This is a genomic window from Azospirillum baldaniorum (assembly GCF_003119195.2).
Classification (GTDB): domain Bacteria; phylum Pseudomonadota; class Alphaproteobacteria; order Azospirillales; family Azospirillaceae; genus Azospirillum; species Azospirillum baldaniorum.
This window is the reverse complement of sequence record NZ_CP022254.1, coordinates 712,821-725,271: the sequence shown is the minus strand read 5'-3', so window position 1 is coordinate 725,271 and position 12,451 is coordinate 712,821. Positions and strand designations below refer to the sequence as shown.

Sequence of the window (12,451 nt, the reverse complement as noted above, 5' to 3'; positions counted from 1 at the left end):
CCCGAGCAACGGGCCAAAGACCAAGGTGGGAGCCGCCATGTCCATCCTTCCCTTCGACGACCGCGACGGCGTGATCTGGTACGACGGCGCGCTGGTGCCGTGGCGCGACGCGAATCTGCACGTCCTGTCGCACGGCCTGCACTACGCGAGCTGCGTGTTCGAAGGCGAGCGCGTCTACAACGGCACGGTGTTCAAGCTGACCGAGCACAGCGAGCGCTTGGCCGCCTCGGCCCGCATCCTCGGCTTCGAGCTGCCCTATTCCGTGGCGGAGATCGACGCGGCGACCAACGAGACGGTGAAGGCGATGGGTTTCACCGACGCCTATGTCCGCCCGGTGGCGTGGCGCGGCAGCGAGATGATGGGCGTGGCGGCGCAGGCCAGCCGCATCCACGTCGCCATCGCCGTCTGGCAGTGGCCGAGCTACTTCAGCCCCGAGGCGAAGATGGCCGGCATCAAGCTGACCTGGTCGCGCTGGCGCCGTCCGGCTCCGGACATGGCGCCGACGGCGTCGAAGGCGGCGGGTCTGTACATGATCTGCACGCTCTCCAAGCACGAGGCGGAGGCCGAGGGCTACCAGGACGCGCTGATGCTCGACTACCGCGGCTATCTGGCCGAGGCGACCGGGGCGAACCTGTTCCTGGTGATGGACGGCAAGATCCACACGCCGAAGCCCGACTGCTTCCTAGACGGCATCACCCGCCGCACGGTGATCGACCTCGCCAAGGCCCGCGGCATCGAGGTGATCGAACGCCACATCCAGCCCGACGAACTGGCGAACACCCAGGAGGTCTTCCTGACCGGCACCGCCGCGGAAGTGACCCCGGTCGGCCAGATCGGCGACCATCGCTTCACGCCGGGCCGCGTCTGCGAGACGCTGGTGAAGGACTACGACGCGCTGGTGCGCGGGTAAGGGGCACGCCCTTTTTTCCCTCCCCTGCGCAGCTCTCGCGCAAACCAAAGGTTTGCGCTGACGCGGCAGGCGGACCATAGGTCCGCCAAGAGCGGGGGAGGGCCAGGGAGGGGGCAAGCGCGAGCAGACACTCCGGACAAGCCCACGCTCGACAGCGGGGGTGGGGTGGGCCATATACTCGGTTCCCGTTCCGTACCCCTGGCGCGAGCGCACCCGCATGTCCCATCCCGTCCTGACCGCCCTCCCGCAGAAGTCCCTGCCCAAGCTGGAGGCTGGCAAGAAGTTCGAACTGGTGTCGGAGTTCAAACCCTCCGGCGACCAGCCGCGCGCCATCGGGGAGCTGACCGAGGGGCTGCGCGCCGGCGAGAAGGATCAGGTGCTGCTCGGCGTCACCGGGTCCGGCAAGACCTTCACCATGGCGCACGTCATCCAGCACGTCCAGCGCCCCACCCTGGTGCTCGCCCCGAACAAGACGCTGGCGGCGCAGCTCTATGGCGAGATGAAGTCCTTCTTCCCGAACAACGCGGTGGAATACTTCGTCTCCTACTACGACTACTATCAGCCGGAAGCCTACGTTCCGCGCACCGACACCTTCATCGAGAAGGAATCCTCGATCAACGAGCAGATCGACCGGATGCGCCACTCGGCGACGCGGGCGCTGCTGGAGCGGGACGACGTCATCATCGTAGCGTCGGTCTCCTGCATTTACGGTATCGGTTCGGTCGAGACCTATTCGGAGATGACCGTCGATCTGCGCAAGGGCCAAGTCGTCGCCCAGCCCGACCTGCTGCGCAAGCTGACCGAGCTTCAGTACAAGCGCAACGACGCAGCCTTCGGGCGCGGCCTGTTCCGAGTGCGCGGCGACACGGTGGAGCTGTTCCCCGCCCACATGGAGGACCGCGCGTGGCGCATCTCGCTGTTCGGCGACGAGATCGAGGGCATCCACGAGATCGATCCGCTAACCGGCGAGAAGATCGCCTCGCTGGAGGCCGTGCGCATCTATCCCAACAGCCACTATGTGACGCCCAAGCCGACGCTCAATCAGGCCATCGAGCAGATCAAGCGCGAGCTGAAGCTCCGGCTGGAGGAGTTCAACGCCCAGGGCAAGCTGCTGGAGGCGCAGCGGCTGGAGCAGCGCACGACCTTCGACATTGAGATGATGGCGGCCACCGGCGCCTGCGCCGGCATTGAGAACTATTCCCGCTACCTGACCGGCCGCGCGGCGGGCGAGCCGCCGCCGACGCTGTTCGAGTATCTGCCGGGCGACGCGCTGCTGATCGTGGACGAAAGCCACGTCATGGTGCCGCAGATCGGCGGCATGTACCGTGGCGACCGGATGCGCAAGGAAACCTTGTCCGAATACGGCTTCCGCCTGCCCAGCGCCATGGACAACCGCCCGCTGAAGTTCGAGGAGTGGGAGGGCATGCGCCCGCAGACGGTCTTCGTCTCGGCCACCCCCGGCCCCTGGGAGATGGAGCGCACCGGCGGCGTCTTCGCCGAACAGGTGGTCCGCCCGACCGGCCTGATCGACCCGGAGGTGATCATCCGGCCCACCGAGACGCAGGTGGATGACCTGATCCACGAGTGCAAGGAGGTGGTGGCGAAGGGCAACCGCGTGCTGGTCACCACCCTCACCAAGAAAATGGCCGAGGCGCTGACCGAATACATGCACGAGGCGGGGCTGCGCGTGCGCTACATCCACTCCGACGTAGAGACGCTGGAGCGCATCGAGATCATCCGCGACCTGCGGCTCGGCGCCTACGACGTGCTGGTCGGCATCAACCTGCTGCGCGAGGGGCTGGACATCCCCGAATGCTCGCTGGTCGCCATCCTGGACGCCGACAAGGAGGGTTATCTGCGCTCCAAGACCTCGCTGATCCAGACCATTGGCCGCGCCGCGCGCAACGTCGAGGGGCGGGCGATTCTCTACGCCGACAAGATCACCGGCAGCATGCAGTACGCCATCGACGAGACGGCGCGCCGCCGCGAGAAGCAGCGGGCGTACAATCTGGAGCACGGAATCACGCCGGAATCCGTGAAGAAGGCCATCGGCGACATTCTGGAGAGCGTGTACGAGCGCGGCGACCACGTCACCGTGAAGACCGGCCTGAACGCGTCGGAACTGGTCGGTCACAACCTGAAGTCCGTGATGGCCGACATGGAGAAGCGCATGAAGGCCGCCGCCGCCGATCTGGAGTTCGAGGAGGCCGCCCGTCTGCGCGACGAACTCCGCCGTTTGGAGGCGATGGACCTCGGGCTGGAGCAGCCGGGCAGCATCGGCATCAGCTCCGCCCGCCAGGGCCGCGGCATTCCCGAGGGCGCTCCGAAGAAGCAGGGCCGCCGGGGACGGCGCTGATCGCCACATCACCACCCTCTCCCTCCGTCGCGGGGGAGGGCGGGGCGCGGCTTTCCTCTTTCCCTAGGCCCCCGTCATGGTCTGCAAATCCTTCAGCGCCGCCCCGAGGATGGGCCAGGGAAACTCCGTCTCTTCCGCGCCGTAGGTTTCGCGGAGCGCCACCGCGACGGTGAGCTTCACCACGATCCCGCGCAGGGAACGGGCCGGCACATGTTCGGCCCGTGCGGTCAGGGCATCCACCCGTTTCCATGCCGCGTCCTCCTCCCGTTCCATGACATCCAGCCCGAGCCGCTGGGCCTCCATGTCCCAGCGCTCCTGCTGTTGGTCGAGATCCGCCACCAGCCGGCCGTACCGCTCCTTCGCATCCGTCGCTCCGGCGAGTGCCCGCGTCACGTCCCGCTCGGTCGTGGCGTAGACATCTCTCCGCCCGCTGGCCCCGCGCGCGACCAGCACCCTCGGGTAACCGAACCGGGCGACCATCCCCCGCTCGATCCGCCGCCGTTCCGTCTCCTTCGCCCGAGCGTCTTTCAGGGCAGTGCACCATTCCTGCCAGAGCGCCAGCATGGGGTCGTACGAGTCTTCTTCCGTTTCCACCATCGGGGAAGCCGCCACCCCTGCCAAGACCGAGCGCCGTGTGAGTTTTGACATATCTCACCTTTGCTGATTCGTTGCCAATACTTGGGTGAACAGCATGGCATAGACATGATCATAATAGAAATGCCGTATTTATCGAAAATAGATGTATGCATCGAAAACCGATGGTTTCGGGGCAATCTTCTAAATATCTTTCTCTATGCTGTATTCCTGCAGCGGCGTGTGTCGCTGCCGGTAAGGTGAAACTTCAGAAGCTGTCCACATAGGCCCTTGAATAGACTGGCATTCCTGTCTTTTTGCATTGGCCCTGTCTTTGTGAAACCCTGCCCCCACCCCGGCCCTCCCCCGCTTTGCGGGAGAGGGTGCCTTCCGCGAAGCGGCGGCAGTCCCCTCCACCTCGAAGAGGGGGAGGGTTAGGGAGGGGGCCAAAGTCACCGTTTATGGGTCTTGTCAAAAGTGACTGTCCCTCTCTGCTGATATCCGCCTGCTCTGCGAACGATCAGCGCCATCGGATGATGTCGGGATGCTCTCACCTCCGCCACCACCGGAATAATTTCCCCAAATCGAGCGTTCATCCCGTCAGTACGGTACGACCCCTGGCACAGGAACGCCCATGTCGACGCTCCGCTCGCTGTCCCTTCTGACCTTTGCCGCCCTTCTGCTTTCCGGCTGCTACGTCGCCGCCGGGACTCCCGGTCCCGTTTACGGCTACGGACACCGGTCCTATGGCTACGGCTATTACGAGCGCCCGCAGTATCGCTATTACGCGCCGCCGCCCGTCGTGTATGGCCGCCCCTACTACGGTGGCTATTACGGGGGGCATCGCGGGGGTCACCATAGCGGCCCCCGTCACCATCACCGGCACGGCGGCTGGTGATGGGCGGCTGGTGAGGAGCGGCCCAGGCCGTCCCGCCACCGGCAATCGTCGTTAACAAAGGCTCAATGCTTTGGTCCGATCATGACCTGAATACATTCGTTCCCTCTGATGCACGAATCCGAGGCGCGGGGAGCGACGCAGGGCAGGAAAGGGTCCGGGACCCATGAGCGACCAACTCACCAAGGACGACGTGTCCCGTCTGTTGTCGGACCCGTCGCCGAACAGCCGTTCCGAACTGGCGGTCAAGATCGCCAAGCAGTTTTCCGCAACCACCTTGTCAGACAGCGAGCGCCGGCTCGCCGAAGACATCATCCGCTTCATGGCGCGCGACGCCGTGGTGCGCGTGCGCCAGTCGCTGGCCGAGAACCTGAAGGCCAACCCGGCGTTGCCGCGCGACGTCGCGCTGATGCTGGCGCGCGACGTGGAGGCCGTGGCGATCCCGGTGCTCAGCGTCTCCACGGTGCTGACCGACGCCGACCTCGTCGAGCTGGTGCGGACTGGAACGGACGCCAAGCACACCGCCATCGCACAGCGTCCGGCCCTGTCCGCCAGCGTCGCCGACGCGCTGATCGACACCGCGTCGGAGGGGGCCGTGGCGGTCCTGGTCGCCAATGAGAGCGCTGATCTCGGCGAGCAGACGCTCGGCCGGGTCATTGAACGCTTCGCCGACAGCGAAACCGTGCAGGAGCCGCTGGTCCAGCGCGCCCGCCTGCCGATCACCATCGCCGAGCGGCTGGTCGCCGTGGTCTCGGAAAAGCTCCAGCAGCATCTGGTGGCCAACCACGACCTTCCGGCCAAGGTCGCCGCCGACTTGATCCTGCAAAGCCGCGAGCGCGCCACCGTCGCCCTCTTCTCGGGGGAAAGCGACGAGGGCGCGCTGGAACGGCTGGTCGCGCAACTGTCGCGCAGCGGCCGCCTGACCCCGTCGCTGCTGGTGCGGGCGCTGTGCATGGGCGACAGCGCCTTTTTCGAGACGGCGCTGTCCCATTTGGCCAACGTGCCGCTGACCAATGCCCGTCTGCTGATCCACGACGCTGGGCGGCTGGGTCTGAAGTCCATCTACGACAAGGCCAAGCAGCCGCCGGCCCTGCTGCCCGCCTGCCGGATCGCTTTGGACGTGCTCAAGGAGACCCCCTACGACGGCGAAGCGCACGACATCGAGCGCCACCGCCGCCGGGTGATCGAGCGCATCCTGACCCAGTACGAGGATCTGGCGGCGGAGGATCTGGACTACCTGCTCGACAAGCTGGGCGATCTCATGCGTATGGAAACGAGATAACGCCGGCAGCTTCGAAAATTGCTTGATGCGCAGTTTTGAGTTGCGGTTGCAAGTGGTCCTGGCAACCTTTCATTTGCCGTAGCTTTGAGGTTGATCTGATCGTTCCGTTACGATCACCTTGAACGACCATGCCCCATGGTGCCATTTTTCGGTGCCCGCTGTTCCTAGCCTTTGCGTCTGGCCGCGGTCTTTCTGCCAGATCCTTGGAAGGGAGAGCGCGTTGCCTGCTGACAGACATGGACGGGAGTCGGCGCCTTCGGACGAATCCGGTCGCGGCTTCCGGCCGGCGTCGCTGGACGCCGTGAATTTCCTGCTGGCGGACGTGCGTGGGGCGCTCGGTCCCTATCTCAACGTCTTTCTGGTGACCCAGCAGCATTGGAGCCAGTCCGAGGTCGGTCTGGTGACCAGTCTGGCCGGCTGGCTCGGGCTTGCCGTGCAGACGCCGATCGGGGCGGCCATCGATGCCACCCACCGCAAGCGCGAGGCCATCGTCCTGGCGCTGGTCGTGCTGGGTGCGGGGGCGCTGTGCATCTACCTGTTCCCCAACTTCTGGCCGGTCCTGATCGCGAACACGTTGATTGCGGTGGTCGGGGACGTGTTCGGCCCGGCAGTGGCGGCCCTGACCCTCGGTCTCGTCCCGCAACGCCTGCTCGCCCGGCGGATGGGGCGCAACGCCGCCTTCGACCATGCGGGCAACGTCGGCGTCGCGGCGCTCGCCGGGCTGGTCGGCTGGCTGTTCTCGCAGCAGGCGGTCTTTCTGCTGGTGCCGGTGTTCGCGGTCCTGTCATCAATTGCCGTCCTGTCGATCCCGGCCTCCGCCATCGACCAGCGCCGCGCCCGCGGGGTCGAGGCGTCGGCAGGCGGCGGGTCGGAAGGCGGTGCGGGCGACGGGGAGAAGGTCTCCGGCATGGGCATCCTGGTCCAGTGCCGGCCGCTGCTGATCTTCGGCAGTTGCGCCTTGCTGTTCCATTTCGCCAACGCCCCCCTGCTGCCGCTGGTCGGACAGAAGCTGGCCGCGGGGCACCCGGAATGGGCGACGGTCATGATGTCGTCCTGCATCATCGCCGCCCAGCTCGTCATGCTTCCCATCGCCATCCTGGTGGGACGGACGGCCGACCGTCTGGGCCGCAAGCCGATCCTGCTGGTCGGCTTCGCCATCCTGCCGTTGCGGGCCGTCCTCTACACCCTGTCGGACAACAGCGCTTGGCTGATCGGCGTCCAGCTTCTGGACGGGGTGGGCGCCGGGATCTTCACCGCCCTGACGCCGCTGGTGATCGCCGACCTGATGCGCGGAACCGGGCGCTACAACCTCGCCTTCGGGGCGGTCGCCACGATGCAGGGGGTGGGGGCTGCGACCAGCGGCTTCGTCACCGGCGTGATCGTGGACCGCTTCGGCTATTCCGCCGCCTTCCTTACGGCTGGGGCGATGGCCCTGATCGCCCTGGCCGCCCTGTTCCTCGGGTTGCCGGAAACCGCTCCGCCCAACCCTGCCGAGGCTGAGGTCGGACCGTTGGAGGAACCCAGCCTCGCCGAATGACCAGCCTCGCCAAATGATCTGTCCGAAGCCGGGGCCCAACCCATCCGGAACCGGGGACGCTTTAGAACGCCCGGGATTCCCTGAGGCCAGCGATGGGCGGCGCCGTCAGTCGGGCGGCGGGCAGGAGGATGGTCACGGTCGTGCCGTGCCCCGGCGCGCTGTCCAATTCCACGCTGCCGCCGTGCAGTTCGGCGAAGCGGCGGACGATGGGCAGGCCGAGCCCGATGCCCTCGTGCTGACGCACGAGCGAGCGTTCGCCTTGGATGAACGGGCTGAAGACGTGGTCGACGATGTCCGGCGGGATTCCGGGCCCGTCGTCGGCGACGGCGACGGCGACCATCCCGCCCTGGAGGGAGATTCGCAGCGAGACCCGAGCGCCCCGGTGACCGAACTTCACCGCGTTGTCCAGCAGATGGACGATCATCTCCGCCAAGCGCCGCTGGTCGGCGCGCAGCGTGATGGGCGGTCCCGGCTGAAGCGTGATGGTCTGCGACTTGGCCTGCGCCTTGGCGCCGAGCAGATCGATGCATTGGATCAGCAGGCCGGGCAGGTCGATGGTCGACTCGGCGAGGTCGATGCCGCCGGACCCCCGCGTGAAGTCCAGGATGTTGTTGACCATGCCGAGCAGCGCCTTGCCGCTCTCCTCGATGAGCCGGACATAGTCCATGTAGTCGTCGTGACCGAGCGGCCCGTGCGCCTCGCTGGACAGCACCTCGGCGAAGCCGATGATGGCGTTCAGAGGGGTTCGCAACTCATGGCTGGTCACCGAGAGGAAGTCGAGCTTGGCCCGGTCGGCCTGCCGTGCCGCCTCAAGGGCGGTGCTGAGTTCCGCCGTGCGCTCCGACACGCGGCGCTCCAGCCCGCGGTTCTGCTCGGCTGCGCGCTGGTAGAGCTTGCGGATCTCCAGCACGCTGCGCACGCGGTGCAGCAGTTCCCAGGCGATGAAGGGCTTGGTGAGGAAGTCGTTGGCCCCCATTTCCAGCGAGCGACGCCGCGTCTCCTGGTCGGTATGGGCGGTCAGCACCAGGATGGGCACGTAATCGTCGCTGTACAGGGTGTTGACGCGCTCCATCAGATCGAAACCGCTCATGTGCGGCATGCGGATGTCGATGAGCAGAAGGTCGAAGCGCTGCGCCTCGCAGAGCGCGGGAACCCGCCGGGGATCGGTTTCCCCCCGCACGGCGGTGTAGCCCTCGTGGGTCAGGATGTCGCGCACCAGATCGACGTTCGACGCGTTGTCGTCGACGATCAGGATGGCGGCGTCCTTGACGTCGCGCGCGAGCGTCGGGTCGAGAGCGCTGCGGGTCATGGCAGTGCCGCCGCTGCCGGTCCGACGCACTTGTGCATGCTGCCCTCCACCTGTGCGCCGCCCCGCGGGATTTTACGGGTTTTAGATTAACCTTGTGCACAGCAGGCCCGTCAAGGCCGGTGGAGACACATGAACGCTATATTGTGCCGCGTTAGCGGTATCATTCGGAGAACAGTTTAAAACCTACAGCAGTCCTTGGTTTCAGGCGCGCTTTTCCCAACCGCCGCGGTCGTTTTGCTGCCAGTAGGTGAGGGCGTGTCCGGCGGCCTTGCAGATCTTCCAACGGTCCCTGGCGGCAAGCACCGCGTCGCCGTCATTGCCGTCGAACAGGTCGCAGACGAGGTCGAAGGAGCCCATCGCGTCGCTGGTCACCCCGTCCACCAGAACCAGGACGGTGGCCCCGTTGGGGTTTTCCTCCTCGGCGGTCAGCCAGACCGGCTGTTCGGCGGCGAAGCCGTCGCGGGACGCGCCGTGCGGCAGGAAGGAGGAAGGATCGTAGGTCCACAAATGCTGATTGAGCGCGTCCACCCGCTCCGGCGAGCCGGCCAGGACGACGGCGCGCCAACCGCGCTCCAGGACCTTTTCCAGAATCTTCGGCAACGCCTGTTCGAGCGTGCGCCGCTGGAGGTGATAGAAACGGACCTCGGTCATGGCCCCTCGTGGAAATTTCCCTCTCCCCGAGGGGAGAGGGAAAAAAACGGCCCCCGCCGGACGGGGACTTACTTGCCCTCGTGATAGCTCGCCACGAAGCGGTCGAGCAGACGCACGCCGAAGGCGGTGCCGCCCTTCGGGACGATGGCCGTGTCCTTCTTGGACCAGGCGACGCCGGCGATGTCGATGTGCGCCCAGGGCAGGTCCTCGACGAAACGCTTGAGGAACTGTGCGCCGACGATGCTGCCGGCACCGCGGCCCGACCCGACGTTCTTCATGTCGGCGATGTCGGAGTTGATGTCCTTGTCGTAGGCGTCGCCCATCGGCAGGCGCCACAGCGGCTCGCCCACCGACCGGCCGGCGGCCAGCAGGTTCTCGGCCAGCCAGTCGTCGTTGGCGAACAGGCCGGCGTGCTCATGGCCCAGCGCGATGATGACCGCACCGGTCAGGGTGGCGAGGTCGACCAGCAGGCGCGGCTTGAAGGTCTCCTGCGCGTAGGTCAGGCAGTCGGCCAGGACGAGACGGCCTTCGGCGTCGGTGTTGATCACCTCGATGGTCTGGCCGGACAGCGAGGTCACCACGTCGCCGGGCCGCTGCGCGGTGCCGGACGGCATGTTCTCGACCAGGCCGACGATGCCGACGGCGTTCACCTTCGCCTTGCGGGCGGCGAGTGCGCGCATGGTGCCGATGACCACCGCGGCGCCGCCCATGTCCCACTTCATGTCCTCCATCCCGGCGGCGGGCTTGATGGAGATGCCGCCGGTGTCGAAGGTCACGCCCTTGCCGATGAAGGCGAGCGGGCGGCGGTCCTCGGCGTCGGGGGCGCCGTCCCAGCGCATCACGACGACGCGCGGCTCGAAGGCGCTGCCCTGGGCGACGCCGATCAGCGCGCCCATGCCGAGCTTCTTCAGCTTCTTGAGGTCCAGCACCTCGACCTGCAGGCCGACGTCGGTCAGGTCCCGGCAGCGGTCGGCGAGGCTCTCCGGGTTCAGGACGTTGGCCGGCTCCGACACCAGATCGCGGGTGTAGGCGACGGACTCGGCCAGCGGCTCCAGACGGCCGTAGGCGCGCTTGGCGGCGTCCGGCTCGGCGGTCAGGACGATGATCTTCTTGAGGGAGGGCTTGGCCTCCTTCTTCTCGGTCGTCCGGTACTTGTCGAAGCGGTAGGAGCGGAGCTGCGCGCCGAAGGCGAGTTCCGCCGCCGCCGCGTCGGGTGCCACGGTGCCGCCGTCCGGCAGGTCGAGCAGGACGGAGACCTCCGTCTCGCCGGACTTGTCCAGGGCGGCGACGACGGCGCCGCCGACGGCCTGGAGGGCGGCCTCGGACAGATCCTCACCCTTGCCGATGCCGACCAGGAGGACGCGGTCGAACTCGACCCCGGCGGGGGCGAGGATGGCCAGCGTCTCCTCCTTCTTGCCGGTGAAGCGGCTGGCCTTCATGGCGCGGGACAGCGTGCCGCCCGTCTTCTGGTCGAGATCCCGCCCCGCGGCGCCGAGCGCGCGATCGGTGGCGACGGTGACGGCGACGGTGCCGGACTTGGGCAGCGCGGGCTTCGCAAAGGCGAACTTCATCGGCTCCTCTCGGGCTCCTCTCGGCTGGGACGGCCGGCGCGCGGGCGCCGGGGCGGGTGGGATCGATCCGCAACCACCCTGGGATAAAGACCTTCCCGTGCGCCCTGTCAAGGCGCGGACCGGTTGTTTCCCGCGCCCGTCCGCAGTACATAGCCCCGGCACGCCGTGGTGGAAGCCCCCGGCGCGCCGCGTACCGCCCGTCGATCGGCCGGGGAGGCCGGAGCCCATGTATTCATCCGCCACGCTGTCGCGCTACATCGGGCGCCAGTTCGTCACCTGGTTCCTGCTGCTGCTCGGCATCCTGCTGTCGATCATCCTGCTGCTCGACGTCGTGGAACTGCTGCGCCGCGCCGGGACCAAACCGGACATCACCTTCTGGCTGGTCCTGCGCATGGCCCTGCTGAAGCTGCCGGAGATCGGCCAGCAGATCTTTCCCTTCGTGATCCTGTTCAGCGGCATGTTCACCTTCTGGCGGCTGACGCGCAGCGCGGAGCTGGTGGTGGCCCGCGCGGTCGGCGTGTCGGCCTGGCAGTTCCTGACCCCGGTGCTGATCGCCGCGCTGATGATCGGCGCCGTGAAGGTGACGATGATCAACCCGGTCGGCGCCGTCTTCATCGCCAAGTACAACCAGCTCCAGGACCGCTATCTGAAGCTGAAGTCGAGCAGTTTCGACGTCTCGCGCAGCGGCCTGTGGCTGCGCCAGCAGGAGGCGGGGGAGCAGTATTTCATCCACGCCGACGGCGTGAACCCGCTGACCTTCGAGATGAGCCAGGTGATCGTCCTGCGCTTCGACACCAACATGACCTACATCGGCCGGGTGGACGCGCCGCGCGCCGTGCTGCGCGACCGGAAGTGGGAGTTGCAGGATGCGACGATCAACCTCGGCAAGAAGGAGTCGGAGACGGTGCCGACCTACGTCATCCCGACGGAGCTGAACCGGACCACCATCGAGGAAAGCTTCGCCGCGCCGGAGACGATCTCCTTCTGGGATTTGCCGCAGTTCATCCGCACGCTGGAGGCCACCGGTTTCCCGGCGGTCCGGCACCGGCTGCATTACCAGTCGCTGCTGTCGCAGCCCCTGCTCTATGTGGCGATGGTGCTGTTCGCCGCGGCCTTCTCGCTGCGGCTGCCGCGGCGCGGCGGCACCATGACCATGGTGTCCGGCGGCGTTCTGACCGGATTCGTGCTGTTCGTGATGACCGACGTGATCCGCACCTTCGGCATCTCCGAAACCATCCCGCTGGCCATGGCGGCCTGGAGCCCGGCCTGCGTCAGCGTGCTGCTCGGCACCGCGGTGCTGCTGCATCTGGAGGATGGCTGACGCCGGATCCGGAGCAGGGCTGACGTCGGCCGCCCGGTCTTTGGAC

The 12,451-nt window shown here is 66.9% G+C and carries 10 protein-coding genes; 6 read left to right on the top strand and 4 right to left on the bottom strand.

Going from position 1 to position 12,451, the window contains the following annotated elements; translation table 11 throughout:
* The first annotated feature begins 37 nt into the window (after positions 1–37).
* Positions 38–910, top strand: coding sequence for a branched-chain amino acid aminotransferase (locus tag Sp245p_RS17720; RefSeq protein ID WP_014197500.1), 873 nt, complete (start codon positions 38–40; stop codon positions 908–910).
* Positions 911–1,127: 217 nt separating this feature from the next.
* Positions 1,128–3,266, top strand: a complete 2,139-nt coding sequence (uvrB, locus tag Sp245p_RS17715) for an excinuclease ABC subunit UvrB (RefSeq protein WP_109138712.1) — start codon at positions 1,128–1,130, stop codon at positions 3,264–3,266.
* A 63-nt stretch (positions 3,267–3,329) separates the two neighbouring features.
* Here uvrB and Sp245p_RS17710 read toward each other — a convergent pair whose 3' ends face one another.
* A complete protein-coding gene (locus Sp245p_RS17710) occupies positions 3,330–3,863 on the bottom strand; it encodes a hypothetical protein (protein ID WP_129557191.1) in 534 nt (177 codons plus the stop codon).
* Between the two features lie 610 nt (positions 3,864–4,473).
* Here Sp245p_RS17710 and Sp245p_RS17705 point away from each other — a divergent pair.
* The 3 genes from Sp245p_RS17705 to Sp245p_RS17695 all read left to right on the top strand — a co-directional run bounded on the left by Sp245p_RS17705 (position 4,474) and on the right by Sp245p_RS17695 (position 7,553).
* Complete coding sequence (locus Sp245p_RS17705; RefSeq protein WP_014197496.1) at positions 4,474–4,737, top strand: hypothetical protein; 264 nt, start codon at positions 4,474–4,476, stop codon at positions 4,735–4,737.
* 163 nt (positions 4,738–4,900) lie between these two features.
* The gene (gene spbR / locus Sp245p_RS17700; protein WP_014197494.1) at positions 4,901–6,016 is read left to right on the top strand and encodes a SpbR family protein; all 1,116 of its coding nucleotides are present in this window, start codon (positions 4,901–4,903) and stop codon (positions 6,014–6,016) included.
* Between the two features lie 220 nt (positions 6,017–6,236).
* Complete coding sequence (locus Sp245p_RS17695) at positions 6,237–7,553, top strand: MFS transporter (protein WP_014197493.1); 1,317 nt, start codon at positions 6,237–6,239, stop codon at positions 7,551–7,553.
* Between the two features lie 61 nt (positions 7,554–7,614).
* On the opposite strand, the gene Sp245p_RS17690 is transcribed toward Sp245p_RS17695, so the two are convergent.
* The 3 genes from Sp245p_RS17690 to Sp245p_RS17680 form a co-directional block, all read right to left on the bottom strand.
* The gene (locus Sp245p_RS17690; protein WP_014197492.1) at positions 7,615–8,862 is read right to left on the bottom strand and encodes an ATP-binding response regulator; all 1,248 of its coding nucleotides are present in this window, start codon (positions 8,860–8,862) and stop codon (positions 7,615–7,617) included.
* 201 nt (positions 8,863–9,063) lie between these two features.
* Positions 9,064–9,513, bottom strand: coding sequence for a DNA polymerase III subunit chi (locus Sp245p_RS17685; protein WP_014197491.1), 450 nt, complete (start codon positions 9,511–9,513; stop codon positions 9,064–9,066).
* A gap of 68 nt (positions 9,514–9,581) precedes the next feature.
* Positions 9,582–11,084 carry a leucyl aminopeptidase gene (locus tag Sp245p_RS17680; RefSeq protein ID WP_014197490.1) on the bottom strand — a complete coding sequence of 501 codons (1,503 nt, stop codon included), beginning with the start codon at positions 11,082–11,084 and terminating at the stop codon, positions 9,582–9,584.
* A gap of 226 nt (positions 11,085–11,310) precedes the next feature.
* Between Sp245p_RS17680 and lptG the strand changes: the two genes are divergently transcribed.
* A complete protein-coding gene (gene lptG, locus Sp245p_RS17675; RefSeq protein ID WP_014197489.1) occupies positions 11,311–12,405 on the top strand; it encodes an LPS export ABC transporter permease LptG in 1,095 nt (364 codons plus the stop codon).
* Positions 12,406–12,451 lie beyond the last annotated feature (46 nt).

Bases quoted from the DNA above. Each gene is read 5' to 3' on its own strand.
- Sp245p_RS17720 (WP_014197500.1), top strand. From the start codon at position 38: ATGTCCATCCTTCCCTTCGACGACCGCGACGGCGTGATCTGGTACGAC.
- uvrB (WP_109138712.1), top strand. From the start codon at position 1,128: ATGTCCCATCCCGTCCTGACCGCCCTCCCGCAGAAGTCCCTGCCCAAG.
- Sp245p_RS17710 (WP_129557191.1), bottom strand. From the start codon at position 3,863: ATGGTGGAAACGGAAGAAGACTCGTACGACCCCATGCTGGCGCTCTGG.
- Sp245p_RS17705 (WP_014197496.1), top strand. From the start codon at position 4,474: ATGTCGACGCTCCGCTCGCTGTCCCTTCTGACCTTTGCCGCCCTTCTG.
- spbR (WP_014197494.1), top strand. From the start codon at position 4,901: ATGAGCGACCAACTCACCAAGGACGACGTGTCCCGTCTGTTGTCGGAC.
- Sp245p_RS17690 (WP_014197492.1), bottom strand. From the start codon at position 8,862: ATGACCCGCAGCGCTCTCGACCCGACGCTCGCGCGCGACGTCAAGGAC.
- Sp245p_RS17685 (WP_014197491.1), bottom strand. From the start codon at position 9,513: ATGACCGAGGTCCGTTTCTATCACCTCCAGCGGCGCACGCTCGAACAG.
- Sp245p_RS17680 (WP_014197490.1), bottom strand. From the start codon at position 11,084: ATGAAGTTCGCCTTTGCGAAGCCCGCGCTGCCCAAGTCCGGCACCGTC.
- lptG (WP_014197489.1), top strand. From the start codon at position 11,311: ATGTATTCATCCGCCACGCTGTCGCGCTACATCGGGCGCCAGTTCGTC.